Origin of the sequence: Ideonella dechloratans (genome assembly GCF_021049305.1) — a bacterium.
Lineage (GTDB): Bacteria > Pseudomonadota > Gammaproteobacteria > Burkholderiales > Burkholderiaceae_C > Ideonella > Ideonella dechloratans.
In genome coordinates this window covers 3,270,362-3,296,824 of record NZ_CP088081.1, presented here as the reverse complement: position 1 = coordinate 3,296,824, position 26,463 = coordinate 3,270,362, and the positions used below count along the sequence as shown (strand labels likewise).

25 protein-coding genes are annotated in these 26,463 nt (G+C 70.2%); 20 read left to right on the top strand and 5 right to left on the bottom strand.

Annotated features, from left to right (window positions below; genetic code table 11):
* The first annotated feature begins 47 nt into the window (after positions 1-47).
* Positions 48-443, top strand: a complete 396-nt coding sequence (locus tag LRM40_RS15280) for a hypothetical protein (RefSeq protein WP_211372966.1) — start codon at positions 48-50, stop codon at positions 441-443.
* A gap of 104 nt (positions 444-547) precedes the next feature.
* Here LRM40_RS15280 and LRM40_RS15275 read toward each other — a convergent pair whose 3' ends face one another.
* The 3 genes from LRM40_RS15275 to pedF are packed head-to-tail and all read right to left on the bottom strand — an operon-like array spanning position 548 to position 2,340.
* Positions 548-937: a c-type cytochrome gene (locus LRM40_RS15275; protein ID WP_151123630.1), complete on the bottom strand. Its 390-nt coding sequence runs from the start codon at positions 935-937 to the stop codon at positions 548-550.
* A 34-nt stretch (positions 938-971) separates the two neighbouring features.
* A complete protein-coding gene (locus LRM40_RS15270; protein ID WP_151123629.1) occupies positions 972-1,814 on the bottom strand; it encodes a substrate-binding periplasmic protein in 843 nt (280 codons plus the stop codon).
* Between the two features lie 19 nt (positions 1,815-1,833).
* Complete coding sequence (gene pedF / locus LRM40_RS15265) at positions 1,834-2,340, bottom strand: cytochrome c-550 PedF (RefSeq protein WP_151123628.1); 507 nt, start codon at positions 2,338-2,340, stop codon at positions 1,834-1,836.
* A gap of 316 nt (positions 2,341-2,656) precedes the next feature.
* Here pedF and LRM40_RS15260 point away from each other — a divergent pair, with 316 nt between their 5' ends.
* The 14 genes from LRM40_RS15260 (at position 2,657) to LRM40_RS15195 (ending at position 16,825) form a co-directional block, all read left to right on the top strand.
* Positions 2,657-4,825 (top strand): sigma-54-dependent Fis family transcriptional regulator, encoded by a 2,169-nt coding sequence (locus LRM40_RS15260; protein ID WP_170288829.1) that lies wholly within the window; start codon positions 2,657-2,659, stop codon positions 4,823-4,825.
* Between the two features lie 297 nt (positions 4,826-5,122).
* Positions 5,123-5,197 (top strand): pyrroloquinoline quinone precursor peptide PqqA, encoded by a 75-nt coding sequence (gene pqqA / locus LRM40_RS21400; RefSeq protein ID WP_151123661.1) that lies wholly within the window; start codon positions 5,123-5,125, stop codon positions 5,195-5,197.
* A gap of 88 nt (positions 5,198-5,285) precedes the next feature.
* Complete coding sequence (gene pqqB, locus LRM40_RS15250) at positions 5,286-6,218, top strand: pyrroloquinoline quinone biosynthesis protein PqqB (protein WP_151123627.1); 933 nt, start codon at positions 5,286-5,288, stop codon at positions 6,216-6,218.
* 5 nt (positions 6,219-6,223) lie between these two features.
* Entirely contained in the window at positions 6,224-6,982 is a 759-nt protein-coding gene (gene pqqC, locus LRM40_RS15245; RefSeq protein WP_151123660.1) for a pyrroloquinoline-quinone synthase PqqC, read from the top strand.
* Positions 6,979-7,251, top strand: a complete 273-nt coding sequence (gene pqqD, locus LRM40_RS15240; protein WP_151123626.1) for a pyrroloquinoline quinone biosynthesis peptide chaperone PqqD — start codon at positions 6,979-6,981, stop codon at positions 7,249-7,251. The genes pqqC and pqqD overlap by 4 nt, the downstream gene beginning before the upstream one ends.
* Before the next feature lie 24 nt (positions 7,252-7,275).
* Positions 7,276-8,502, top strand: a complete 1,227-nt coding sequence (gene pqqE / locus LRM40_RS15235) for a pyrroloquinoline quinone biosynthesis protein PqqE (RefSeq protein ID WP_151123625.1) — start codon at positions 7,276-7,278, stop codon at positions 8,500-8,502.
* A complete protein-coding gene (gene pedB, locus LRM40_RS15230) occupies positions 8,496-9,212 on the top strand; it encodes a lanthanide ABC transporter ATP-binding protein PedB/LutE (RefSeq protein ID WP_151123624.1) in 717 nt (238 codons plus the stop codon). The genes pqqE and pedB overlap by 7 nt, the downstream gene beginning before the upstream one ends.
* Before the next feature lie 47 nt (positions 9,213-9,259).
* Positions 9,260-10,132, top strand: a complete 873-nt coding sequence (gene pedC / locus LRM40_RS15225; RefSeq protein ID WP_151123623.1) for a lanthanide ABC transporter permease protein PedC — start codon at positions 9,260-9,262, stop codon at positions 10,130-10,132.
* Positions 10,133-10,149: 17 nt separating this feature from the next.
* Positions 10,150-12,294, top strand: coding sequence for a 4Fe-4S binding protein (locus tag LRM40_RS15220; RefSeq protein ID WP_231067579.1), 2,145 nt, complete (start codon positions 10,150-10,152; stop codon positions 12,292-12,294).
* 18 nt (positions 12,295-12,312) lie between these two features.
* Positions 12,313-13,302, top strand: coding sequence for an FAD:protein FMN transferase (locus LRM40_RS15215; protein ID WP_151123621.1), 990 nt, complete (start codon positions 12,313-12,315; stop codon positions 13,300-13,302).
* A 225-nt stretch (positions 13,303-13,527) separates the two neighbouring features.
* A complete protein-coding gene (locus LRM40_RS15210) occupies positions 13,528-15,273 on the top strand; it encodes a PQQ-dependent methanol/ethanol family dehydrogenase (protein WP_151123620.1) in 1,746 nt (581 codons plus the stop codon).
* 89 nt (positions 15,274-15,362) lie between these two features.
* Positions 15,363-15,695, top strand: a complete 333-nt coding sequence (locus LRM40_RS15205) for a high-potential iron-sulfur protein (RefSeq protein WP_151123619.1) — start codon at positions 15,363-15,365, stop codon at positions 15,693-15,695.
* A gap of 48 nt (positions 15,696-15,743) precedes the next feature.
* Positions 15,744-16,490, top strand: a complete 747-nt coding sequence (locus LRM40_RS15200; RefSeq protein ID WP_151123618.1) for an AzlC family ABC transporter permease — start codon at positions 15,744-15,746, stop codon at positions 16,488-16,490.
* Positions 16,490-16,825 (top strand): branched-chain amino acid transport AzlD family protein, encoded by a 336-nt coding sequence (locus LRM40_RS15195; protein ID WP_151123617.1) that lies wholly within the window; start codon positions 16,490-16,492, stop codon positions 16,823-16,825. Before LRM40_RS15200 ends, LRM40_RS15195 begins: the two co-directional genes overlap by 1 nt.
* Here the strand turns inward: LRM40_RS15195 and LRM40_RS15190 are convergent, their stop codons facing one another.
* The gene (locus tag LRM40_RS15190) at positions 16,826-17,794 is read right to left on the bottom strand and encodes a PfkB family carbohydrate kinase (protein ID WP_151123616.1); all 969 of its coding nucleotides are present in this window, start codon (positions 17,792-17,794) and stop codon (positions 16,826-16,828) included.
* Positions 17,795-17,909: 115 nt separating this feature from the next.
* Here LRM40_RS15190 and LRM40_RS15185 point away from each other — a divergent pair, with 115 nt between their 5' ends.
* The 3 genes from LRM40_RS15185 (at position 17,910) to pyk (ending at position 23,111) form a co-directional block, all read left to right on the top strand.
* A complete protein-coding gene (locus LRM40_RS15185; RefSeq protein ID WP_151123615.1) occupies positions 17,910-19,103 on the top strand; it encodes a phosphoglycerate kinase in 1,194 nt (397 codons plus the stop codon).
* A gap of 164 nt (positions 19,104-19,267) precedes the next feature.
* Positions 19,268-21,586, top strand: a complete 2,319-nt coding sequence (locus LRM40_RS15180) for an NADP-dependent malic enzyme (protein WP_151123614.1) — start codon at positions 19,268-19,270, stop codon at positions 21,584-21,586.
* 94 nt (positions 21,587-21,680) lie between these two features.
* Positions 21,681-23,111 carry a pyruvate kinase gene (gene pyk, locus LRM40_RS15175; RefSeq protein ID WP_151123613.1) on the top strand — a complete coding sequence of 477 codons (1,431 nt, stop codon included), beginning with the start codon at positions 21,681-21,683 and terminating at the stop codon, positions 23,109-23,111.
* Positions 23,112-23,124: 13 nt separating this feature from the next.
* Here pyk and LRM40_RS15170 read toward each other — a convergent pair whose 3' ends face one another.
* Positions 23,125-24,171: an ATP-binding protein gene (locus LRM40_RS15170; RefSeq protein WP_151123612.1), complete on the bottom strand. Its 1,047-nt coding sequence runs from the start codon at positions 24,169-24,171 to the stop codon at positions 23,125-23,127.
* A gap of 224 nt (positions 24,172-24,395) precedes the next feature.
* Between LRM40_RS15170 and fba the strand changes: the two genes are divergently transcribed.
* Complete coding sequence (gene fba, locus LRM40_RS15165) at positions 24,396-25,460, top strand: class II fructose-bisphosphate aldolase (RefSeq protein ID WP_151123611.1); 1,065 nt, start codon at positions 24,396-24,398, stop codon at positions 25,458-25,460.
* 103 nt (positions 25,461-25,563) lie between these two features.
* Positions 25,564-26,460 carry a phosphoribosylaminoimidazolesuccinocarboxamide synthase gene (locus LRM40_RS15160; protein WP_151123610.1) on the top strand — a complete coding sequence of 299 codons (897 nt, stop codon included), beginning with the start codon at positions 25,564-25,566 and terminating at the stop codon, positions 26,458-26,460.
* The last annotated feature ends 3 nt before the right edge of the window (positions 26,461-26,463 follow it).

The following is a 26,463-nucleotide window of genomic DNA, read 5'->3' as shown; positions in this document are numbered from 1 at the left end:
AGACAGGGAACGGGCGACCGTTCCCTGTTGGCTTTCAAGGTCCTGCGATGCGTTCCGTCCCCTGTGTCCTCGCCGTGCTGGTTCTGCTGTCCGGTTGTGATCAGCTGGGCATCGACACGCCCAAGGTCCAGTCCGAGAAGCGCGAGGCCGAGGGCAAGGCCATTGGCGGCGCCTGCCGCAATGGCGGTCGCGCCATCGAGGATTGCTACCTGCTCAACCGCAAGGCCGACAAGGCCGCCGTCTACGCCGGCTGGCGCGAGATGGACGAGTACATGCGGGAGAACAAGCTCGAGGCCGTCGCGCCCCAGCTCAAGCCGGAAGACTTCGCCAAGCCCAAGCCCAAGCCGGCTTCGGAAGGGGATGGCGGGGACGGGAGCGACACCGCGGCGGACGCTGGCGACGGCGGCAAGCCGGACAAGGCCGACACGCGCGCCTCGCATTGAGCGCACCACCCGGCGCTCTGCCGGCGCGTCACCGGGCTTGTCGCCCGCGCCATGCCCCATCCGTCAGCAGCCGGACCCGGCGGGAAGCCGGGCCGGCCCGTGTGTCACTGCTTGGGCGGCATCGACAGAATCCACTGCACCAGCCGGCGCGCATCGGCCTCGGTCACGGCCACCGCATTGGGCGGCATGGCCAGACCGCTCACGCGGCCCTTCCAGTGGCTGGCGTAGGGGTTCGAGCCCGTCATCACCGTGTGGGTCAGCGCGTCCACCGCGTCGGGGTTGCCGCGGTACTTGTCGGCCACGTCCTGCCAGTCCGGGCCCACCGGGGCCATGCCGTTCGGGCCTTTGGAGCCCGGCTCGATGTGGTGGCAGGTGAAGCAGCCGCTCTTGCTGGCCAGGGCCTTCATCACGGCGTCGTTGTCATTGGCAGCCAGGGCCGGCTGGGCCAGGGCCACCGGCAGGGCGGCTGCCAGCAGAAGCAGGGTTCGGGTCATGGTGTGTCTCCTCGGGTTGGGGTTCGGTGCGGGCTCAGGCGCCCTGCCACGTCACGTGCTGCTTGGCAAAGATCTGGCGCAGGCGACCGTCCTGGGCCATCTGGGTCAGGGTGGCACTCAGGGCGCCGGCCAGATCCTCGGCGTCGCGCTTGACGGCCAGGCCCACGGCCCAGCCATCGCGCGGCGACTGGGGCATGGGCAGGGGGGTGATGGCGAAGCGCGGATCGTCGTGCAGCACGCTCTGCAACTCGGATTCGAGGCCGGCGGCGGCCACCACCTCACCCTGGCTCAGGGCCCGGGCGGCTTCGGTGCCGTCTTTCCACTGCGTGCGCAGGGTGTCGCGCAGCATGCCGTTGTTGGCGCCGATCAGCAGCCAGCCCGCCAGCGTCTGGCCCGGCACCGCCACCGGCTGGCCGACCAGCGGGGTGAGGGTGTCGAGCCGGGGCAGGGCGGAGAGCCGGCGGGCGATCGCCACCCGCTCGCGGCAGTAGGGGCCGAAGATCAGGGTCTGCGGGTTGGCATCCATCAACGGGGCGTCGACCGGCACATGCAGCAGCACATCCGCCGGGCCGTAGCCCAGGTAGTGCCCCTTCCAGACCATGTTGCGCAGGTCGTCGTTCATGTTCTCGTCGGCGGGGAAGGGCATCAGGGCCAGCTTCACGCCCAGGGCGTCGGCCAGGGCCTGGGCCAGATCGACATCGATGCCCTTGCCGTCCTGATGGAACGGCGGCATGTCGTTGTAGATGCCGACCTTCAGGGTGCCGTGCTCGCGCACCTGGGCCAGGGTGGTGGCCGCTGCCGGCCACATCGGCGCCGTCAGGGCGACGGCGGCCAGACCGCGCAGCAGGGCGCGGCGGCCAGGATCCGTGGTGTGCATGGTGAAACCTCCGGCCCGCTCAGGGCATGGGCTTTTCGCGGCGGGTTTCGAGGTAGGCCTTGATGGTCCACAGCGCTTCCTGGCTCAGCACGCCTTCGAAGGGCGGCATGTAGACGGCGCCGTTGCGGGTGCGGCCATGCCGCACGGTGGTGATGAAGTACTCGTCCATGTCCGCCTTGCAGGCCTTGCGCTGGTCGGCGTCGGGCATGCCCACGCAGTCGTTGTCCAGGCGGCGCAGGTCGGGGGCGATGCCGCCGGAGATGGCCTCCAGGCCGTGGCAGCGGGCGCAGTTCTGGTTGAAGCCCGAGGTGCCGATCTTGATGGCCAGCTCATTGCCGCTGAACGGATTCTCGGTGCGCCAGCCCTCGCCCAGGTTGGGCAGGCCGGTGGTGTCGATGGGCTGGGGCGTCACATCGCCGTGGGCCCAGGCGGCCAGGCCGGCAGCGCCCAGGCTGCACAGCAACGCGCCCATGCGTGCCCAGCGCGCCAAGGGATGGAGTCGGTTGCGGGAAACGGTCGAGGTCATGTGGCTTGTCTCCTGTTGTCGATGTCGGGAACCGTGGCCTGACCGAACGCAAACCATGTGCCATGGCCAATTGCTTCACGCGGGAACAGTTGTTGCACTGATTCCCACGACCCCAGCGATCTGCTTCAATGCCTCTGCCACCTAGCGTGGCGCAGGCATGGGTGGTGTGGTCAAGCACCTGACAGACAGGCAACCGAAAGGCATCAGAACCTGTTGCAGGAATGAACAGTTCCGGTCCTCGGGAGGACAGATCCTCTCAGGGTTGACCCGGGACAAGACGGAGACAAGCCCGCTTGCGGGCGGCAGGAGAACACAGATGACCATGTCGACGGGCAATGCCCCGGCCGGAGACCGGACGGGCGCCTTCGCGGGGGGGTGGACGTCCCCGGTGGCGATGCCGCAGGACCTGGCCCAGGCCCATCTGGAGCGCATCGAGCAGTCGCATCTGCGCTGCGCGGCCCTGGGGCTGTCGCGGGTGGAACGGCCCGACTACGAACCCATGCTGCGGGGCGACCTGAACCTGGCGCAGGAGCGCAACCTGCGTTTGTTCAGCCGGGCGGCGCCGGTGATGGAGTTGCTGCTGGAGCAGATCGTCAACACCGACAGCATGATCGTGCTGACCGATGCGCAGGGCACCATCCTGCACACCGTGGGGGACGACAGCTTCATGGCCCGGGCCAACAAGGTCGCGCTGTCGCCCGGGGTGAACTGGGCCGAGCAGTCCAAGGGCACGAACGCGGTGGGCACGGCCCTGGTGGAGGAGCGGCCCACGCTGGTCCACGCCGCCGAGCACTTCATGCACATCAACAGCTTCCTGACCTGTTCGGCCGCGCCCATCTTCGACCCGCGCGGCAACATCCTCGGGGTGCTGGACGTCAGCGGCGATCAGCGCACCTACCACCAGCACACCATGGGTCTGGTGCGCATGTCGGCCCGCATGATCGAGAACCACTGGCTGACCGACGACAGTGGGGACCGCCTGCGGCTGCACTTCCACATCCGGCCCGAGTTCATCGGCACCCTGCTCGAGGGCATTCTGGTGGTGGGCGCCGATGGCCGCATCCAGGGGGCCAACCGGGCCGCGCTGGACCTGCTGGACATGAGCAGCGCGTCGGTGCGTCTGCACACGCTCGACAGCCTCTTCAACATCAATCTGGGCGTGCTGGTGGACCACCTGCGGGCGCCGCTGGCGCAGCCCATGCGCCTGCAACTGCCCAATGGCCGCCTGCTGCATGCCAGCCCGCGCGTCACCGGCGCGCTGCAGCGCCTGACCGGCCTGGGCGAGCCGCTGCCCGCGTCTTCCCTTCCCCAGGCGACGGAGGTGCCGGTCGAACGGCTGGCCGGCCTGTCCGGCACGGAGGAGCGGGCCCGGGCCGATGCCGCGGCCGCCGAGTCCCGTCTGTCGGGCCTGCACTACCTGGCCACCGGCGACGCGCAGATCGAATCGGTGGTGCGCAAGGTGCAGCGCATCCTCAACCGCGACATTCCGCTGATGATCCTGGGCGAAACCGGCACGGGCAAGGAGTTGCTGGCGCGCGCCGTCCACCAGGATTCGCACCGCGCCAAGCAGCCCTTCGTGGCGGTCAACTGTGCCTCCATTCCCGAGACCCTGATCGAGGCCGAGCTGTTCGGCTACGAGGAGGGCGCCTTCACCGGCGCGCGCCGCAAGGGCGCCACCGGCCGCATCCTGCAGGCCAACGGCGGCACGCTGTTCCTGGACGAAATCGGGGACATGCCGCTGGGCCTGCAGGCACACCTGCTGCGTGTCCTGCAGGAACGCTGCGTCACCCCGCTGGGCAGCCAGAAATCCATCCCGGTGGACATTGCGGTGGTTAGCGCCACCCACCGGGACCTGCGCGGCATGATCGAGCAGGGCAAGTTCCGCGAAGACCTCTACTACCGGCTCAACGGCCTGGTGGTGCGCCTGCCGGCCCTGCGCGACCGCAGCGACCTGGCGGTGGTGGCCCGGCGCATCCTGAGCACCCTGGGTGTCGGCGGTGACCTGCAGATCAGCCCGGCGGTGATGGCCCTGTTCCAGCGCTACCAGTGGCCCGGCAATGTGCGCCAGCTGGCCACGGTGCTGCGCACGGCGGCGGTGATGGCGGCCGGCGAGCCGCAGATCACCGAGCAGCACCTCTCGGACGATTTCCTGGACGATGTGCGGCGGCAGCCCCCACCGTCCCCGGCCGCGGCAGAACCTGCCTTTGCATCGCCGGCCACCGCCTACGCGGGGTCGGGCTTCTCGGAGCCGGTTCCGGCCTGGGCGCCATCGGCCCCCGCGGCGCGCCTGCCGCAGCCCGCCCCGGGCGAGCCGGTGGCCGAGGCGGCCTCTGCAGCCGGCTCGCGCACGCTGGGCGAGGCCGAGATCGACCTGATCCGCGCGGCGGTCGAGGCGGCGCAGGGCAACATCTCGCTGGCTTCCAAGCAGTTGGGCATCAGCCGCAACACCATCTACCGCAAGCTGCGCTGGGCGACCAAGCCCTGATGCCGAGCCAGGCACGGGACAACCCTGTGCCAATGACAGCGGCCTGTCACCCGGGTGCTCCAGCTTGGGACAGGCCGCACGGGCGGCCCGCCGGGAGGCGGGCGCCGATCCCCCGACCGGCATGCAGACAAACCCCCGGCAGTCCGCGGCGCCCGCCGCCTTGGCGGGGCTGCGGCTCGGGATGAACCCCTAAGCCCGGCGGATTCGCGGCAAAGGGGCATGGGCTTTGCAAAAGGAAAGGCGTCCGGCGCGGGATGGGCCCGCACCGACACACGACCGACCCTGATGGAGACAACCATGACCTGGACCACCCCCGCCTACCAAGACCTGCGCTTCGGCTTCGAGATCACGATGTACATCGCCGCGCGCTGAGCCGCAGGCCTGTTCCCGGGGGCGGCTGCCAGGGTCTGCTGATGGCCGCTGCTGCCCCCCACCTTCCGAATCTCTCCGGTGTCTTCCCATGAAAATCCTTGTGCTCGGCTCCGGCGCGGGTGGCGGTTTCCCGCAGTGGAACTGCAACTGCGCCCTGTGTGCCGGCCAGCGGCAGGGCCAGATCAGCGCCCAGGCCCGCACCCAGAGCTCCATCGCCGTCTCGCCTGACGGAGAGCGCTGGGTCCTGCTCAACGCCTCCCCGGACATCGGCACCCAGATCCGCCAGCATCCGCAACTGCATCCCCGCCGCGGGCTGCGCCACACCCCCATCGAGGCGGTGGTGCTGATGGATGCGCAGATCGACCACGTCACCGGCCTGCTGGGCCTGCGCGAAGGCCCGCGCATCAACCTCTACGCCACGCCCTGCGTGTTCGAGGACCTGACCACCGGCCTGCCCCTACTCAATGTGCTGGAGCACTACTGCGGCACCCGCTGGCACATGGTGCCCGTGGGCGCCGAGCAGCAGAGCGCCGAATTCGAGATCCCCGGCTTCGAGGACCTGTCCTTCACCGCGGTGGCCATTCCCGGCAAGGCGCCGCCGTACTCGCCGCATCGCCGCGAACAGGTGGTGGGCGACAACATCGCGCTGCTGATCGAAGACCGGCGCGACGGCCAGACCCTGTTCTATTCCCCCGGCCTGGCCGAAGTGGGCGAGCTGGAGCTGGGCTGGATGCGCCGCGCCGACTGCCTGATGGTGGACGGCACCTTCTGGCGCGAGGACGAGATGCAGGCCGCCGGCCTGAGCGCCAAGTCCGCCGCCGAGATGGGCCACCTGCCGCAGACCGGCCAGCCCGGACGCCCCGGCATGCTGGATGTGCTGCAGACCACCCTGGCGCGCCGCAAGGTGCTCATCCACATCAACAACAGCAACCCCATCCTGGACGAAGGCAGCGCGCAGCGCGCCCTGCTGACCGCCAGCGGTGTCGAGGTGGCCTACGACGGCATGGAGATCACGCTGTGAACGCCCTGGTTTTTGACAGCGCCCCCCCCGCATTCGACGAACGCGCCCCCTGGGCCTGGACCGAGTTCGAAGCCCGGCTGCGCGCGCGCGAATCGCGCTACCACATCCACCACCCCTTCAACGGCCGCCTCAACCGCGGCGAGCTGGCGCCCTTCCAGGTGCGCGGCTGGGTGGCCAACCGCTTCTACTACCAGGTCCGCATCCCGCAGAAGGACGCGGCCGTGCTGGCCCACTGCCCGGACCGCGAGGAGCGTCGCCGCTGGCTCGAGCGCATCCTGGACCACGACGGCCGGGGCGACTACGAAGGCAGCAACGCCGGCGGCATCGAGGCCTGGAGCCGCCTGGGCGAGGCCACCGGCCTGGCCCGCGAGGACCTCTGGAGCCACCGCCATGTGCAGCCCGGCGTGCGCTTCGCGGTCGACGCCTATGTCAACTTCGCCGCCCAGTCGCCCTGGGAAGAGGCGGCCATCTCCTCGCTGACCGAGATGTTCGCCCCGCGCATCCACGCCGACCGCCTGGCCGGCTGGCCCAGCCTCTACCCCTGGATCCAGCCCGAGGGCCTGGGCTACTTCCGCAGCCGCATTCCGCTGGCCACGCGCGACGTGGAGCACGGCCTGGAAGTGGCGCGCCGCTGGTGCAGCACCCGGGCGCGCCAGGAGCGGGCGCTGGAGATCCTGGACTTCAAGCTCGATGTGCTGTGGTGCATGCTCGATGCGATCGAGCGCGCCTACCCCGACGACCTGCCCGAGGAGCGCCGCCCATGAATCCCGCCCTGCCGCTGACGGTCTCGCCCCGCATCGCACCGCTGTTCCGTCTGCAGTACGAGGCGGCCCAGGAAGCCTGGGTGCTGCTCTATCCCGAGGGCATGGTGCGGCTGAACACGCCGGCGGCGGAGATCCTGCGCCGCTGCGACGGCCAGCGTGACGTGGCGGCCATCATCGCCGACCTGGAGCAGTGCTTCCAGCAGAGCGGACTGGCGGACGACGTGCAGGCCTTCCTGGGCCATGCCGGCGAGCGCGGCTGGCTGGTCTGAACGCAGCCGCCGCAGGACACCGAGATGGCCCCGCTTCCTTCCGCCACCCAGGCCTCGGTCAAGCCGCCGTTCTGGCTGCTGGCCGAGCTGACCTACCGCTGCCCGCTGCACTGCGCCTTCTGCTCCAACCCGGTGGACTACGCCCGCCATGACCAGGAGCTGGACACCGCCACCTGGAAGCGCGTGCTGGCCGAGGCCCGCGCCATGGGCGCGGTGCAGCTGGGCTTCTCCGGCGGCGAGCCGCTGCTGCGCGAGGACTTGGAGGAACTGGTGGCCCACGCCCACGGCCTGGGCTTCTACACCAACCTCATCACCTCCGGCATCGGCCTGACCGAGGCCCGGGCCCGCGCCCTGAAGGAGGCGGGGCTGGACCACATCCAGCTGTCCTTCCAGGACTCGACCCGCGAGCTCAACGACTTCATCAGCTCCACCCGCACCTTCGAGCTCAAGAACAAGGTGGCCGGCATCATCAAGTCGCTGGGTTACCCCATGGTGCTCAACTGCGTGATGCACCGCTTCAACCTGCCGCATGTGGGCCGCATCATCGAGATGGCCGAGCGCATGGGCGCGGACTACCTGGAGCTGGCCAATACCCAGTACTACGGCTGGGCCTGGCTCAACCGCGAGGCCCTGATGCCCACGCGCGACGAACTGCGCGACGCCGAGGCCATGGTCATGGCCTACCGCGAACGCGGGGTCTCGCGCATGAAGGTGCTGTGGGTCTCGCCCGACTACGCCGATGCCAAGCCCAAACCCTGCATGGCCGGCTGGGGGGCGGTCTTCCTGGTGGTGGCGCCCGATGGCGCGGCGCTGCCCTGCCACAGCGCGCGCATGCTGCCGGGCCTGGACTTTCCCAACCTGCGCGACACCCCGGTGCGCGAGGCCTGGGTCGAGAGCGCGGCCTTCAACGCCTACCGCGGCCAGGGCTGGATGGACCCGACCTGCGCCGGCTGCGACGACCGGCATACCGACCACGGCGGCTGCCGCTGCCAGGCCTTCCTGGTCACCGGCGAGGCGGCGGCCACCGACCCGGTCTGCCCCAAGAGCCCGGCCCGCGGCCTGATCGACGCGGTGCTCGATGGCGCCCGCCACCGGGCCGAGCCCGCCAGCGCGCCGCTGCGCTTCGTGCCCGGCGCGGCCAAGGCCGGCGGCCTGGTCTTCCGGGGTGATGCGGCCTCGCTGGCGCTCAGCGCGGACTCGGGCGCGGGCTTGGGCACGGACCCGGCGGCCACGCCGGCCTCTGCATGCTGAGCGTGCGCGGCCTCACCCAGCGCTACGGCGCGCTGGTGGCGCTGGACGGCCTGAACCTGGACATCGCCGCTGGCAGCTTCACCGCGCTGCTGGGGCCCAACGGGGCCGGCAAGAGCACGCTGTTTCAGGTGCTCAGCGGCCTGTACGCGGCCGACGAGGGCGAGGTGACGGTGGCCGGCTGCTCCCTGGCCCGCCAGCCCTGCGCGGCCCTGGCCCGGCTGGGCGTCGTGTTCCAGCAGCCTTCGCTGGACCTGGACCTCACTGTGCGGCGCAACCTGCGCTTCCATGCGCGGCTGCAGGGCCTGTGCGCCGCAGAGGCGGAGCATCGCATCGAGGCCCTGGCCGAGCGCTTCCGATTCACCGTGCTGCTGGACGCCGCGGCGCGCACGCTCTCGGGCGGCCAGCGTCGCAAGGTGGAGCTGGCGCGGGCCCTGCTGCACGGGCCGGCCCTGCTGCTGATGGACGAGGCCACCGTGGGCCTGGACCCGCGCTCGCGCCAGGAGCTGCTGGCCGACCTGCACGCCGGTGTGCGCGAGCAGGGCCTGACGGTGCTGTGGGCCACCCACCTGGTGGACGAGGCGGTCCAGGCCGACCGCGTGCTGGTGCTGCACCACGGTCACCTGCTGGCCGATGGCCCGCCCGAGGCGGTCACCCAGCGGCTGGGCGGCCAGACCCTGGAAGCGGCCTTCCTCCGGGCCACCCAGCACTGAGCCGGCACCGAACCTTCCCGTTGTTGCCCCCGTCCGCGGTTCCCCCCATGCGCTCCCCCCATCCCGTCCTCGTGCTCACGCAGCCCCTGCACCGCCGCGCACCGCTGGCCCATGTGGCCGGCGCGGTGGCGGCCATCGTCGGCCGCGAGCTGCAGCGCTTCGTGCAGCAGCGCGGCCGCCTGGTCTCGGCCCTGGTGCGGCCCCTGCTTTGGCTGGCGGTGTTTGCCGCGGGCTTCCGCCACGACCTGGGCGCCCAGCCCACCGCACCCTACGGCGCCGCAGTGGACTACGCCACCTACGTGCTGCCCGGCCTGATGGGCATGGTCATGCTCTTCAACGGCATGCAATCCTCGCTGGCGCTGGTCTATGACCGCGAGATGGGCCTGATGCGCCTCTTGTTGACCGCACCACTGCCGCGCCCGCTGCTGCTGGGCGCACGGCTGCTGGCCGCTGCCGTGCTGAGCCTGGTGCAGGTGGCGGCCTTCCTGGCGGTGGCTGCGCTGATGGGCAGCACGCTGCCCTGGCAGCCGCTGGCGGCCCTGGGCGGGCTGCTGGCCCTGTTGACCAGCGCGCTGATGCTGGCCGCGCTGGGCCTGCTGCTGTCGGTCACCGTGCGCCAGCTGGAGAACTTCGCCGGCGCGATGAACTTCGTGATCTTCCCGCTGTACTTCCTCTCCACGGCGCTCTACCCGCTGTGGAAGCTGCAGGCCTCCGGTGCCGGCTGGGTCAGCGCGGCGGCCCGGCTCAATCCATTCACCCATGCCGTGGAGTGGATGCGTTTTGCTTTTCACGGCCAGTCGGCCGGCGCCTCGCCCTGGATCGTGCTGGGCACGCTCGTCGTCAGTTTCGCGCTGGCCTGCTGGGCTTACGACCCGCGGCGCGGCCTGGGCCGGGCCGGCGGCCGGGGGCTGGCGGGATGAGGGGAGAGAGGGTGATCGTGAGCCTGCTGCGCCGTCTGGGCGCCATCGCCCGCCACTGGGTGGCGGCCTGGGTGTCGGTGTGGTTGCTGCTGGCCAGCCTGCCGGGCTGGGCCGGTCAGCTGGATGCGGCTGCGCTGCAGGCCCGCCTGCCGGCGCCGCTGGTGCTGGGCGAGCGTGATGCACAGCTGCCGGTCTGGCCGGTGTTCCGACCGGAGACCACCTCCCGCTCGCTGGCCGGCTACGTTTTCGAGTCGGTCGATTTCGCGGCGCTGCCGGGGTTTTCCGGCACGCCGGTGGACCTGCTCATCGTGCTGGACCCGCAGGGCCGGCTGGTCGATGTGCAGGTGGTGTCGCAGCACGAGCCGGTCTTTGTCGATGGCCTGGGGCCGGCGCCGCTGCTGCACTTCGTCGAGCAGTACAAGGGCCTGTCGCTGCGCCAGTCGGTGCGCATCGGCGGACCGGGGCCGCGCGGCGTGCAGGCCACCAGCGCCAATGTCACCTTCGACGGCGTCGCCAAGGCCACCGCCTCGGTGCGCATCGTCAACCAGAGCGTGCTGTCGGCCGCCCTGCAGGTGGCCCGGGCCAAGATGGGCTGGGCCGGCGGTGCCGACCCGGCCAGCCTGGCCCGGGTGCGCGAGGACAGCTGGCGGCCGATGGATGCCGCCGCCCTCCAGCGCGCGGGCCTGCTCAGCGTGCTGACGGTGGGGGCGGCCGAGGGCGAGAAGGCCTTTGCCGGCAGCGGCGTGGAACAGCCGGTGCCGCCGGGCGCACCGCCGCTGGCGGAAGTGGCGGTGGCCTGGCTGAGCGCGCCGCTGGTGGGCCGCAACCTGCTCAGCGAGGCCGGCTGGGAGCACCTGAAGGGCCGGCTGGATCCGGGCGACCAGGCCCTGCTGGTGGTGCCGCTGTCGGGCTACAGCTTCGTGGGCGAGGACTTCACCCGCGGCGCGGTGCCCGACCGCCTGAACCTGCACCAGGGCGAGCTCTCGATCGAGCTGCGCGACCTGGACCTGGATGAGCCGCTGAAGCTGCCGCCCGGCTGGAACGGCCGCGATGCCAAGGTCATGCGCGTGATCGGCGCGGCCGGCCTGGACCCGGGCCAGCCGCTGGACTTCGGCCTGCGGGTGGTGCGCACCAAGGGCTCCGGCTTCGTCGAGAAGATCGCCCGCGACTTCACGCTGCGCTACACCCTGCCGGAGGACCAGCTGATCCGCCCCGAGCCGCCCCAGGCGCCGTGGGTGGCGGCCTGGAAGAGCCGCTGGGTGGACCTGGCCGTGCTGGCAGTGGCGCTGGCCCTGCTGGGCGGCGCGCTGCTGCGGCCGTCGGTGTGGGTGAGCCGGCCACACTGGCTGCCGCGGGCGCGGGTGGGTTTCCTGCTCTTCACGCTGGGCTTCATCGGCTGGTGGGCCCAGGGGCAGCTCTCCATCGTCAACCTCACCGCGCTCATCCAGGCCCTGCGCGAGGGGCGCGGCCTGGGCTTCTTCCTGCTCGACCCGATGACCGTGGCGCTGTGGGCCGTGGTGGCGGTGAGCCTGGTGCTGTGGGGCCGCGGCACCTTCTGCGGCTGGCTGTGCCCCTTCGGCGCCTTCCAGGAGCTGGTCTCGCAGCTGGGCCAAAGGCTGGGGATCAAGCCCCGGCGCCTGCGCCAGGTCTGGGACCGGCGCCTCAAGCGTTTGAAGTACGTCGTGCTGGCGGGGATCGTCGGCGTGGCCGCCGTGGCGCCGGTGCATGGCGCCTGGGTGGACCGGGTGGTGGAGTTCGAGCCCTTCAAGACGGCCATCACCCTGGGCTTCCAGCGGGCCTGGCCGGCGGTGGTCTGGGCGGTGGGGCTGCTGGCTCTCTCGCTGTTTCTCTACAAGGGCTTCTGTCGCTACCTCTGCCCCTTGGGCGCGGGCCTGGCCCTGCTGGGCCGGCTGCGCCGCTGGGACTGGATCGCCCGGCGCATGGAGTGCGGCACGCCCTGCCAGACCTGCCGCCACCGCTGCCATTACCAGGCCATCGCGCCCGAGGGCACGGTGGACTACGCCGAGTGCTTCCAGTGCCTGGACTGCGTGGCCATCCACGACGACCCGGCCCGCTGTGCCCCGCTGATCGCCCAGGCGCGCCAGCGGGTGATCCCGATCCGCGCGGTGCCGGCCCAGCGGCCCGGCCGCGCGCCGGCCTGAACCCGCAGGAGGTTTGCCATGCGCCGACAACAGTTCCTCCGCTGCGCCCTGGGGGCGCTGCTGGCTCCTGCCGCGGCCCGTGCCGCGACGTCCGCCAAGCCCCTGCACTGGGACACCCGTTCGCTGGTGGGCTTCGGCACCACGCTGAGCCTGCAGGCCGCCCACACCGATCCGGAGCGTCTGCGCGAGGCGCTGGATGCCGCGGTGGCGCTGCTGCAGCGCCTGCACGGGCAGATGAACCTGTTCGATCCGGACAGCGCGCTCTCGCGCCTGAACCGCGAGGGGCGGCTGGCCCATCCGCCGGCCGATCTGCTGGGCCTGCTGCGCCGTGCCCAGGCCATCTCGGCGCGCAGCGGCGGCAGCTTCGATGTCACGGTGCAGCCGCTGTGGGTGCTGTACGACCGCTGCCGCCAGCAGGGGCGCTTGCCCACGTCGGCGGAGCGTGAGGCCGCGCGGCAGAAGGTGGGCTGGCAGGGCCTGCACCTGGCGACGGACGAGATCCGCCTGGCGCAGCCGGGCATGGGTGTCACGCTCAACGGCATTGCCCAGGGCCATGCGGCCGACCTGACGGCCCGGCTGCTGCGCCGCCACGGCGTGGCCCATGCCCTGGTCGATGCCGGCGAGTGGGCGGCCCAGGGGCACAACGCCAAGGGACAGCCCTGGACGCTGGCGGTGGCCGACCCGCGCCAGGCCGAGGCCTGGGTGGACCGGGTGGGGCTGCAGGGCGCCTGTCTGGCCACCTCGGCCGACAACCCCAGCTGCTTCACGCCGGACTTCCGCCACCACCACATCCTGGATCCGCGCACCGGCGATTCGCCACCGGCCTTTGCCGAGGTCAGCGTGCTGGCGCGCGAAGGCGCGCTGGCCGATGCGCTGACCAAGGTCGTCTTCATGGCCGGCCCCCAGGGCGCCGCCGCCGTGGCGCGGGACTGGGGCGTGGCGGTGATGACCATCGACAAGGCCGGACGTCGCTGGGCCAGTGCGGGCTGGCCCGGGCTCAGGGCCTGAGCCGCCTGTCCCGCTGCGACACGTCGAACTGGGACACCCGGTGTTCAAGCTTGTAGCAATCCGGTATCCGACGAACGGGGAAACCCGTGGACACCCCGGCCTTTGCAGACCCGCAAGGGCTCCGGAATCCTGCCCCGGCCATGGCACGGACATTGCGCTGTTTGACGGCGCTCAACCGCACGCCAGTCCGGTCCACCGGACGGCGCCCACCCACGAGGAGACAACATGCGACCGACCCTCTTGAACCTGATGATGGCCATTGGCCTGGCAGCTGCTGCCACCACCCACGCTGCCGGCGTGACCGATCAGATGATCGACACCGAGTCTTCGGCCTCGGGCAATGTGCTGAGCTGGGGAGGCACCCCGCAAGGCCAGCGCTTCTCGCCGCTCAACAAGATCAACACGGCCAACGTCAGCAAGCTGACCCCCGTGTGGGCTTTCTCCTTCGGCGGTGAGAAGCAGCGCGGCCAGGAAGCCCAGCCGCTGGTCTACAACGGCCGGATGTTCATCACCGGTTCCTACTCGCGCCTGTACGCGCTGGATGCCGCCACCGGCAAGAAGCTCTGGAAGTACGAGCACCGTCTGCCCGAGGGCATCATGCCCTGCTGCGACGTGGTCAACCGCGGCGCCGCGCTGTACGACGATCTGGTGATCTTCGCCACGCTGGATGCCCAGCTGGTGGCCCTGAAGCAGGACACCGGTGATCTGGTCTGGAAGACCAAGATCGACGACTACTCGGCCGGCTACTCGGCCACCGCCGCTCCCATCATCGCGGGCGGCCTGCTGCTGACCGGCGTGTCCGGTGGCGAATTCGGCGTGGTCGGCCGCGTCGAGGCGCGTGACCCCAAGACAGGCAAGCTGGTCTGGACCCGCCCGACCGTCGAAGGCCACATGGGCTACATCTGGGACAAGGACGGCAACAAGAAGGAAAACGGCATCTCCGGCACGACCAATCAGACCTGGCCGGGTGACCTGTGGAAGACCGGCGGCGCGGCCACCTGGCTGGGCGGCACCTACGACTCCAAGACCGGCCTGGCCTACTTCGGCACCGGCAACCCGGCCCCCTGGAACAGCCACCTGCGCAAGGGCGACAACCTGTTCTCCTGCTCCACCGTCGCCATCGACGTGAAGACCGGCAAGATCGTCTGGCACTACCAGGGCACGCCCAACGACAGCTGGGACTTCGACGGCGCCAACGAGTTCATCACCTTCGACCAGGACGGCAAGCGCCTGGGCGCCAAGGCCGACCGCAACGGCTTCTTCTACGTGCTGGACGCCAACACCGGCAAGCTGCAGAACGCCTTCCCCTTCGTCAAGAAGATCACCTGGGCCACGGGCGTGGACCTGAAGACCGGCCGTCCGAACTTCGTGCCGGAAAACCGCCCGGGTGATCCGACCGCAGGCGACGGCAAGAAGGGCAGCGAGGTCTTCGCGGCACCGGGCTTCCTGGGCGGCAAGAACCAGATGCCGATGGCCTACAGCCCGCAGACCCACCTGTTCTACGTGCCCTCCAACGAGTGGGGCATGGAGATCTGGAACGAGCCGGTGGCCTACAAGAAGGGCGCGGCCTACCTGGGCGCGGGCTTCACCATCAAGCCGCTCAACGACGACTACATCGGTGCCCTGCGTGCGGTGGACCCCAAGACCGGCAAGATCGTCTGGGAAGTCAAGGACAACGCCCCGCTGTGGGGTGGTGTGCTGACCACCGGCGGCAACCTGGTCTTCTGGGGCACGCCCGAGGGCTACCTGAAGGCGGCCGACGCCAAGACCGGCAAGGTGGTCTGGCAGTTCCAGACCGGTTCGGGCGTGGTGGCCCCTCCGATCACCTGGCAGCAGAACGGCGAGCAGTACGTGGCCGTGGCCTCGGGCTGGGGTGGCGCCGTGCCGCTGTGGGGTGGCGAAGTGGCCAAGCGGGTCAACTTCCTCGAGCAGGGCGGCATGATGTGGGTGTTCAAGCTGCCCAAGAGCTGATCACCTTCGTCTGATCTTTCGATGACCGGGGAGGGGGCCGAGGGCTCCCTCCCGCGCCGGAGGCTGGCCCTCCGGCTGGAGTACGCAGCATGAACTCTTCCTTCTTCTCCCGTCGCGTCTTCATGATCCAGGCCCTGGGTGTGGCTGGTGCGGGGGCCGCCCTGTCCGAATCCGCCCTGGCGGCCCTGCCGGTCAAGCACGTCGAGGAAACCGACGAGACCGCGGTGGCCCTGGGCTACAAGCACGACACCACCAAGGTCGACAGCGCCAAGTTCCCCAAGCACCAGCCCTCGCAGCGCTGCGTGGACTGCGGCTTCTTCCAGGGCGCCGCCACCGACGAGTGGGCGGGCTGCGCCATGTTCGGCCGCAAGCAGATCCACGCCAACGGCTGGTGCAACGCCTGGGTCAAGAAGCCCGCCTGACCGTCCCGCCGGTGACCGGGGCCAAGAGCCCTCGGCCACAATGGCGACATGCATGACGACACCTCCGGGACCTCGCCGCTGTGGCGGGATCCCGCGTTCGCCCGGGGCTTCCGGGAACTGGGCAGTGCCTCGCTGGGTATAGGCGCCTGGGGCCTGGTGACCGGTGTGGCCATGGTCAAGAGCGGCCTGGGCGTGCCGCTGTCGCTGGCCATGACCTTGCTGGTCTTTGCCGGCAGTGCCCAGCTGGCGGCGCTGCCGCTGATCGTGCAGGGCGCGCCGATGTGGCTGGTCTGGGCCACCGCGGCCTGCGTCAACCTGCGCTTCGTCATTTTCAGTGCCGGCTGGCGGCCCTACTTCGGCCACCGTCCCTTCTGGCAGAAGGTGGCCCACGCCTACCTGGCCGGTGACCTGAACTACGTCCTGTTCGTCAAGGCCTACCCCGATCCTGTGCCCCAGTCGGGTCAGTGGCCCTTCTTCTGGGGCGGGGCGGCGGTGAACTGGCTGGCCTGGCAGGGCTTCTCGGTGCTGGGCATCGTGCTGGCCCACCACATTCCCACCGAATGGGGCCTGGGTTTTGCCGGCACCCTGGCGCTGATGGGTCTGACCGGCACCCTGCTGGTGGACCGTGCCACCTGGGTGGCCGGCGCCGTGGCGGCCTGTGCCGCGCTGGCGGCCTACGCGCTGCCGCTCAAGCTCAACATCGTGGTGGCCATCGCCGCAGCGGTCGCCATCGGTCTGGTGATGGACCACCTGGCCCCGGCCGGTCGCCTGCTGGCCCAGCGCAAGGAGCTGTGATGAGCCCGCTGGAGACCTGGATCACCCTGATCGGCATGACCGTGATCACCATCGTGACCCGTGGCTTCTTCTCGCTGCCGCGGCGCGACATCCCCATGCCCGGCTGGCTGCGCGATGCGCTGCGCTATGCGCCGCTGGCCGCACTGATGGCCGTGGTGGCGCCCGAGGTGCTGATGGACCACGGCCAATTGCTGCACAGCTGGCAGGCGCCGCGGCTGTGGGGCGCGCTGGCGGCGGCTGGCTGGTTCGCCTGGCGGCGCGACATCCTGGGCACCATCGTGTGCGGCACGGCCGTCATGCTGGTGCTGCGCCTGGGCCTGGGCTGGGGCGGCTGATCAGCCCCCGGTGGCGTCCAGCTCGGCGCGGGTCGGGGGCTGGCAGCCGGCACGAGCGCAGTTGAGCGCGGCGGCCCGCAACGCACGCCGCAGGGTGGCGTCCACCCTTTGCGCGGCGGCACCGGGGGCGTGCTGCGCGTCCTCCAGCCAGTCGGCCAGGCAGGTGCCCCAGAAGGTGTCGCCTGCGCCCACCGTGTCCACCACCTGCGTGGCCGCAGCCGGCAAGGCGGCGCCTCGATCCCCCACGCTCAGCCAGGCGCCTCGTGCGCCGAAGGTGAGGGCGCCGCGCCGGTGGGAGGGTTGCCGCAGGCGCTGCCACAGGGCAGGGGCTTCGTTCAGCGATGGGAGGGCGGGGAGGTCCATCAGCACGGCCAGGTCCTCGTCGCTGGCCTTGACCCAATGTGCGTGGGCCAGCGCGGCCCACACGGCCGAGCGGTAGGCGTCCAGGTCCGCGGCCAGGCGGGGGCGCAGGTTGATGTCCAGGCTGATCGTCCAGCCGCGCGCGGCCAGGGTTTCCATCACCCGCAGCGTGGCCTCGTGCTGCGGCGGCACCAGCATCAGCGAGCCGGTGTGCAGCACGCCGGGTGGTTGATCCGCCAGGGCGGCCAGCACCGAGACGGGCGACCAGTCCCGGTCGGCGATGCCCTCGCGGTAGAAGCCGTAGCGGGCGCTGTCGCCCTCGAAGCTGACCACCGCCAGCGCGGTGGGCCACGCGCTGCCGGGGCCACCCGGGGCGATGCCGTCGGCCTCGGCCTGACGCCGCAGGGCCTGACCGAAGGCGTCGGTCGAGAAGGGCGTCATCCACCGCACCGCACGGCCTTGAAGGGCGGCCGCGCGGGCCAGGTTGAAGGGGCTGCCGCCCATGCGGGGGAGCAGGCGGCCGTCGGGTTCGGCAAAGCAGTCCATCAGGGCCTCGCCCAGCACATGCAGGATGGGAGCGGACGGGGCGGCGGCAGGATGGTCGGGCATGGTGAGCAAGGCGTTCCGGCCTCAATATACGGGGCTGCGTTTGGCCTTCCCTGCATCCGCGGCCAAAATAGCGATTTCACCCTGGTTACCAACCCACGTCTTCCTCGATACCACCATGAACGTCATCCGTTTCGCCGATCTCGTCGCCCAAGGCCAAGTGGCGGGCCAGCGCGTCTTCATCCGCGCCGACCTGAACGTCCCGCTGGACGACGCGGGCCGCATCACCGAGGACACCCGCATCCGCGCCTCGGTGCCCTGCATCGAGATGGCCCTGCAGGCCGGCGCCGCGGTGATGGTCACCTCCCACCTGGGCCGCCCCACCGAGGGTGAGTTCAAGCCCGAGGACTCGCTGGCCCCGGTGGCCGCGCGCCTGTCCGAGCTGCTGGGCCGCGAGGTGAAGCTGGTGGCCGACTGGGTCGACGGCGTGGACGTGGCCCCCGGCCAGGTCGTGCTGCTGGAGAACTGCCGCGTCAACAAGGGTGAGAAGAAGAACAAGCCCGAGCTGGCGCAGAAGATGGCCGCCCTGTGCGACATCTACGTCAACGACGCCTTCGGCACCGCCCACCGCGCCGAAGGCACCACCTACGGCATCGCCGAGTACGCCAAGGTGGCCTGCGCCGGCCCGCTGCTGGCCGCCGAGATCGACGCCATCACCCAGGCGCTCGCGAACCCGAAGCGCCCGCTGATTGCCATCGTCGCCGGCTCCAAGGTCAGCACCAAGCTGACCATCCTGCAAAGCCTGTCGAGCAAGGTCGATGGCCTGATCGTGGGCGGCGGCATCGCCAACACCTTCCTGCTGGCCGCGGGCCTGAAGATCGGCAAGAGCCTGGCCGAGCCGGACCTGGTGGGTGAGGCCACCGCGGTGATCGAGGCCATGAAGGCCCGCGGCGCCGAGGTGCCCATCCCCGTGGACGTGGTCTGCGCCAAGACCTTTGCCGCCGATGCGCCGGCCACCGTCAAGGCCGCCAGCGAGGTGGCCGACGACGACCTGATCCTGGACATCGGCCCGAAGACGGCGGCCATCCTGGCCGACAAGCTCAAGGCCGCGGGCACCATCGTCTGGAACGGCCCGGTGGGCGTGTTCGAGTTCGACGCCTTCGCCCACGGCACCGAGACCATCGCCCGGGCGATTGCGTCCAGCGAGGCCTTCAGCATCGCCGGCGGCGGCGACACCCTGGCGGCCATCGCCAAGTACGGCATCGAGCAGGACGTGGGCTACATCTCCACCGGCGGCGGCGCCTTCCTGGAGGTGCTGGAGGGCAAGACCCTGCCGGCCTTCGAGATCCTGGCCAAGCGCGCGGCGGGCTGACCCCGGGGACGCGCCCCTCGACATGGTGTTATGCAAGTTTTGCATGACATCGACATGGGGGGCGCTTTCCTCTCCGGTCAGGAATAGATTGTGCGTCCGCTGTCGCGGGTGTCCTCGGCCATCGGGGCCGGCGGCACCCGCGCACTTCTTTGACGCCACCGTTCATGACCAAGCCTTCTCTTTCGCCTGCCGAACAAGCCCTGCGCGACGCTGCGCTGGAGTACCACCGCAGCCCCACGCGCGGCAAGATCGCCGTCACGCCGACCAAGCCCCTGGCCAACCAGCGTGACCTGAGCCTGGCGTATTCCCCCGGTGTGGCCTATGCCTGCCTGGCGATCGAGGAGGACCCCTCGCTGGCGGCGGACTACACCTCGCGCGCCAATCTGGTGGGCGTGGTGACCAACGGCACCGCGGTGCTGGGCCTGGGCAACATCGGCCCCTTGGCCGGCAAGCCGGTGATGGAAGGCAAGGGCTGCCTGTTCAAGAAGTTCGCCGGTGTCGACGTGTTCGACATCGAGCTGGCCGAGCACGACCCCGACAAGCTGGTCGACATCATCGCGGCGATGGAGCCCACGCTGGGCGGCATCAACCTCGAGGACATCAAGGCGCCCGAGTGCTTCTACATCGAGAAGAAGCTGCGCGAGCGCCTGTCCATTCCCGTCTTCCACGACGACCAGCACGGCACGGCCATCATCTCCAGCGCCGCGCTGCTCAACGGCCTGGAACTGGTGGGCAAGAAGATCGGCGAGGTCAAGCTGGCCGTTTCCGGTGCCGGCGCCGCCGCCATCGCCTGCCTGGACCTGATGGTCAGCCTGGGCGTGAAGACCGAGAACATCTTCGTCTGCGATTCCAAGGGCCTGATCCAGAGCGAGCGTGCCGACGCCCTGGCCGGCAAGCTCGACGAGTCCAAGCGGCGCTTCTGCCAGAAGACCGATGGCCGCACCCTGGCCGACGCGGTCAAGGATGCCGACGTCTTCCTGGGCTGCTCCACCGCCGGCGTGCTGACCGGCGAGATGGTCAAGACCATGGCGCGCGATCCCATCATCCTGGCCCTGGCCAACCCGGAGCCGGAGATCCGCCCGGAGATCGCCAAGGCGGCGCGCCCGGACTGCATCATCGCCACCGGCCGTTCGGACTACCCGAACCAGGTCAACAACGTCCTGTGCTTCCCCTACATCTTCCGTGGCGCGCTGGACTGCGGCGCCACCAAGATCACCGAGGCGATGAAGGTGGCCTGCGTGCACGAGATCGCCGCGCTGGCCAAGGCCGAGGCCTCCGATGAGGTGGCCGCCGCCTATGCCGGCAAGGACCTGCGCTTCGGCCCGGACTACCTGATCCCCACGCCTTTCGATGCCCGCCTGATCCTGCGCATCGCGCCGGCCGTCGCGCGCGCCGCCGCCGAATCCGGCGTGGCCACCCGCCCCATCGCCGACCTGGACGCTTACCGCGTCAGCCTGAGCCAGTACGTCTACCAGACCGGCATGTTCATGCGCCCGGTCTTCGTGGCCGCCAAGGCCGCGCCGGCCCGCGTGGTCTATGCCGAAGGCGAGGACGAGCGCGTGCTGCGCGCCGTGCAGGAGGTGATCTACGAGGGTCTGGCCAAGCCCATCCTGATCGGCCGTCCGGCCGTGGTGGCCATGCGCATCGAGCGCGCCGGCCTGCGCATGAAGCCGGGCGTGGACTTCGAGCTGGTCAACCCCGAGGACGATCCGCGCTTCCGCGAGTGCTGGGAGGCCTATCACCGCCAGATGGCCCGTGATGGCGTCTCGCCCGAGGCGGCCAAGGCCGCGGTGCGCCGCTCCAACACCCTGATCGCCAGCCTGCTGGTCAAGCTGGGCTATGCCGATGCGATGCTGTGCGGCCTGGTGGGCCGCTTCGACGCCCACTTCGACCACATCAGCTCTGTGATCGGCGCGCGCGCCGGCGTCTCGACGATGGCGACGATGAACGCGCTGATCATGGACCAGCAGACCCTGTTCATCACCGACACCTTCGTCAACGAGCTGCCCTCGGCCGAAGAACTGGCCAGCATCGCCCAGATGGCCGCGGAGGAAGTCCAGCGCTTCGGCCTGCCGCCCAAGGTGGCCTTCCTGAGCCATTCGATGTTCGGCAGCTCCAACCGGCCCAGCGCCAAGCGCATGCGCGCCGCGCGCGATCTGTTCGTCGCCCGCGCGCCGCAGATCGAGTGCGACGGCGAGATGCAGGGTGATGCGGCCCTGTCCGAGAGTGTGCGCGACGTGCGCCTGCCGGACTCCACGCTCAAGGGCGCGGCCAATGTGCTGGTGATGCCCAACCTGGACGCCGCCAACATCCTGTTCAACGTGCTGAAGGTGTCTTCCGGCCACAACGTCACGGTGGGCCCCATCCTGCTGGGCGCGGCCGCACCGGCCCACATCCTGACCCCGCAGGCCTCGATGCGTCGGGTGGTCAACATGACGGCCCTGGCCTCGGCCGACGTGGCCGCGGCCCGCAACGCGGGCTGAGAGGCTGCACACCGGGCGCGGGCTGCGGATAATCGACGGGACAAGGCGCGGGCATGGGTGCCCGCTGCCAACACATCCCAGGAGACCGCTGCCCATGCCCCGTGCCACCAAGATCGTCGCCACCCTCGGCCCTGCCTCCAGCGACCCGGTGGTCCTGGAGCGGCTCATCGCCGCCGGGGTGGACGTGGTCCGGCTGAATTTCAGCCACGGCAGCGCCCAGGACCACATCGACCGGGCCACGCTGGTGCGCGACATCGCCACCCGGCTGGGCAAGCCGGTGGCCCTGATGGCCGACCTGCAAGGCCCCAAGATCCGTGTGGGCAAGTTTGCCCAGGGCAAGGTGATGCTGGAGCCCGGCGCGCCCTTCGTGCTGGATGCCGCGCGCACCGAGCCCGGCGACGTGAACGGCGTGGGCCTGGACTACAAGGAACTGCCCCGCGACGTGCGTGCCGGCGACGTGCTGCTGCTCAACGACGGCCTCATCGTGCTGACGGTGGAGCGGGTGCAGGACGAGCGGGTGCACACCGTGGTCACCATCGGTGGAGAGCTGTCCAACAACAAGGGCATCAACAAGCAGGGCGGCGGCCTCACCGCGCCGGCCCTGACCGCCAAGGACATGGAGGACATCAAGACCGCGATGTCCTTCCAGTGCGACTATCTGGCGGTGAGCTTTCCCAAGAGCGCCACCGACATGGAGATGGCGCGCCAGCTGGCCAATGTGGCCGGTGAGCCCTGGCGGCACAAGCCGGCCATGATCGCCAAGATCGAGCGCAGCGAGGCCATCCCGCAGCTGGAGGCCATCCTCAAGGCCAGCGACGGCATCATGGTGGCCCGCGGCGACCTGGCCGTGGAGGTGGGCAATGCTGCCGTGCCGGGCCTGCAGAAGAGGATGATCCGCATGGCCCGCGAGATGGACCGGGTCGTCATCACCGCCACGCAGATGATGGAGTCCATGATCCAGAACCCGGTGCCCACCCGCGCCGAGGTGTCGGACGTGGCCAATGCGGTGCTGGACGGCACCGATGCGGTGATGCTCAGCGCCGAGACGGCCGCGGGCCGCTACCCGGTGGAGACGGTGCAGCACATGGCCGCCATCGCCGAGGAGGCCGAGCGCACCGAGGACACCCGGCTGGACGCCCAGTTCAGCGACCGCATCTACGGCCGCATCGACCAGTCCATCGCCATGGGGGCGCTGTTCACCGCCTACCACCTGGGCTGCAAGGCCATCATCGCGCTGACCGAATCGGGCTCGACCCCGCTGTGGATGAGCCGGCACAACATCCATGTGCCCATCTACGGCCTGACCAGCCAGCCCGTGGCCCGCGGCCGCATGGCCCTGTTCCGCAATGTGCGGGCGCTGCTGGTGCCGCGCTACACCGATCGCGAGCAGGCCCTGGCCGAGGCCGAGAACCTGCTGGTGGCCAGCGGTGTGCTCAAGCCCGGCGACACCTACGCCATCACCTGCGGCGAGCCCATGGGCACGCCGGGCGGCACCAACATGCTCAAGGTCTGCCGGGTGGGCTGAGGCGGGCGCCGGCTCAGCCGGCCCGGGCCATCGCGATCATGCGCGTCACCGCCTCGTTGGCGTGGCGCACCACCAGTTCCACCCCCTGGGACTCGCGGGCGAAGACGCGGAAGAGCTCGTCGGCAAAACCGTGGCCGATGCGGGCCACGCCACTGAAATCCAGTTCGGCTTGGCGGAACTGTCCCAGGCGGGCGGCCACGTGGCGGGCCTGGGCGCGGGACTCCAGTGCCACCCGCTCGCTGGTCAGGAGGCGCAGCGGGATCTGGGCACGCTCCAGGCCGTAGCCTTCGCCGTCCAGGCTGGCCGATCGCAGCACCTCGTCGAGCCGGCGTTCGGTGTCCAGCCGGATGGCCAGGTAGATGGCGCTGCCGACCTCGCGCATCGCGCGGCCCCGCACCCATTGCTGGGGTTGCCATTCCCGGTGCTGGTAGGCCACCGCGTTGGCATGCAGGTCCATCACGTCGGCCAGGCGGGCCAGGTAGAACAGCCCGCGGCCGGTGTGGCGAGCGGGCTGGCTGGTCAGCCGCCCCTTGCTGAGTTCCAGCACGGCCAGGGCCGGGTCGTCGATGGCGAAATCCTGCCGGATCGTCTCGAACAGGCCGCGGCCGTTGTCCGAGACCAGCAGCTGCACCTGGGTGGGCGTCTGCCGCAGCGAGATGGTGACCTGATGGCCCTGGCTGTGGTCGATGGCGTTGTTCAGCAGCTCGGTGAAGGCGTGCTGGGTCATCTCCGCCACCGCGGGCGGCAGGTCGAAGCAGGGAGCGAAGTCCAGCCGCCAGGGGCGGTCTTCCTCCAGCCCGTCCAGGGCGTAGCGCTGCACCACCTGGCGCAGCGGGCCGGGGCGGTACTGCGGCCGGTTGACGGGGCCTTCGCGCAGCAGCCAGCCGGCGTCGCACAGCTGGCTCACCAGCTTGCGGGCGCGTGACAGGCCGATGCCGGCCTGTGCGGCCAGGGCCTGGGGCAGGCGGTTCGGGTGGGCCAGGGCCAGCGTCGTGATCCCGGGCGTCACGGCACTGAGCGTCGGTGGTGCGGCGCGCGGCGTGGTCTGGGTGGCGGGCATGGGGACATCCGGATGCAGAAGGGGGGTCCAGTCTGGCAAGCCGGCCGGGCGCGGAGGTCGTGAAAAGGCGGGACAAGGCCGGCCAGTTCTGCGCGCCACCTGCGATCGGCGGGATGCCCACCGCTAGAATTCCGGGGAATTGCCCCGGTTACAGCGCGGTTTCACCCGCCATGCCGGCCGGCCCCGCCGTCCTTGAACCTTCCATCTCTTCACCGGAGTCGACCATGCCTCTCGTTTCCATGCGCCAGCTGCTGGACCACGCCGCCGAAAACGGCTACGGCATTCCCGCGTTCAACGTCAACAACCTGGAACAGGTGCAGGCCGTGATGTCGGCGGCCGACGAGGTCGGCGCCCCGGTGATCCTGCAGGCCAGTGCCGGTGCCCGCAAGTACGCCGGTGAGCCCTTCATCAAGCACCTGATCCTGGCCGCCAGCGAGATGTATCCCCACATCCCCCTGGTGATGCACCAGGACCATGGCACCAGCCCCAAGGTCTGCGAAGGCGCGATCGGCCTGGGCTTCGGCTCCGTGATGATGGACGGCTCGCTGATGGAAGACGGCAAGACCCCGTCCTCCTTCGACTACAACGTCGAGGTCACCCGCAAGGTGGTGGACATGGCCCACAAGGTGGGCGTGACGGTGGAAGGCGAGCTGGGCTGCCTGGGCAATCTGGAAACGGGTGACGCCGGCGAGGAAGACGGCATCGGCGCGGTGGGCAAGCTGGACCACAGCCAGATGCTGACCGACCCGGAGGAGGCTGCCACCTTCGTCAAGGCCACCCAGCTCGATGCCCTGGCCATCGCCATCGGCACCAGCCACGGCGCCTACAAGTTCTCGCGCAAGCCCACCGGTGACATCCTGGCCATCTCCCGCGTGAAGGAGATCCACGCCCGCATCCCCAACACCCACCTGGTGATGCACGGCTCGTCCTCCGTGCCGCAGGAGCTGCTGGCCATCATCAACGAGTACGGCGGCAAGATGAAGGAAACCTACGGCGTGCCGGTCGAGGAGATCCAGGAAGCCATCAAGTACGGCGTGCGCAAGATCAACATCGACACCGACATCCGCCTGGCCATGACCGGTGCGGTGCGCAAGTTCCTGGCCGAGAACCCGGACAAGTTCGACGCCCGCGAGTGGCTCAAGCCGGCCCGCGAGGCCGCCAAGCAGGTCTGCAAGCAGCGCTACCTGGAGTTCGGTTGCGAAGGCCAGGGCAGCAAGATCAAGGGCGTGGCGCTGGACGCCATGGCCACCCGCTACGCCAGCGGCGCGCTGGCCCAGCAGGTGCTCTGAACCCTGTCTTGCGTTGAATGATGCGCGGCCGGTCCTGCGGGAGCCGGCCGTTTTCTTTTGGGTCCGGCCTAAAATGGCTGGCTTTCCTTACACCTGTCACGCCATGGCAACCGCGCTGCTCCAGAGTTCCCTGCACTCCCTCCCGCTGCTGGCCCGCGGCAAGGTCCGCGACAACTACGCCGTCGGCGAGGATCGCATCCTGATGATCGCCTCGGACCGCCTGTCGGCCTTCGACGTGGTGATGGGTGAGCCCATCCCGGGCAAGGGCGAGCTGCTGACCCAGATGGCGCTGTTCTGGTTCGACCGCCTGGGCCATGTGGTGCCCAACCACCTGACCGGCGAGGCGCCGGAGTCGGTGGTGGCGCCGGACGAGGTGGCCCAGGTCCGGGGCCGCTCCATGCTGGTCAAGCGCCTGAAGCCGCTGCCGGTCGAGGCCGTGGTGCGCGGCTACCTGGCCGGCTCCGGCTGGAAGGAATACCAGGATAGCCAGTCGGTCTGCGGCGTGGCCCTGCCGGCCGGCCTGAAGAACGCCTCCAAGCTGCCCGAGCCCATCTTCACCCCGGCCACCAAGGCCGAGATGGGTGAGCACGACGAGAACATCTCCTTCGAGCGCATGGCCGAGATCGTCGGCCGCGAGCTGTCGGAGAAGGTGCGCGACGTGGCCATCCGCCTCTACAAGGAAGCGGCGGCCTATGCGCTGACCAAGGGCATCATCATCGCCGACACCAAGTTCGAGTTCGGCCTGGATGCCGACGGCACCCTGACGCTGATGGACGAGGTGCTCACGCCCGATTCCTCCCGCTACTGGCCGGTCGAGGGCTACCAGGAAGGCATCAACCCGCCCAGCTACGACAAGCAGTTCGTGCGCGACTGGCTGGAGCAGGCCACGGTGAACGGCCAGCCCTGGGGCAAGAAGGCTCCGGCTCCGGCCCTGCCGGCCGATGTGATCGAGCGCACCGCGTCCAAGTACCGCGAAGCGCTGGATCGGCTGACCCGCTGAGGC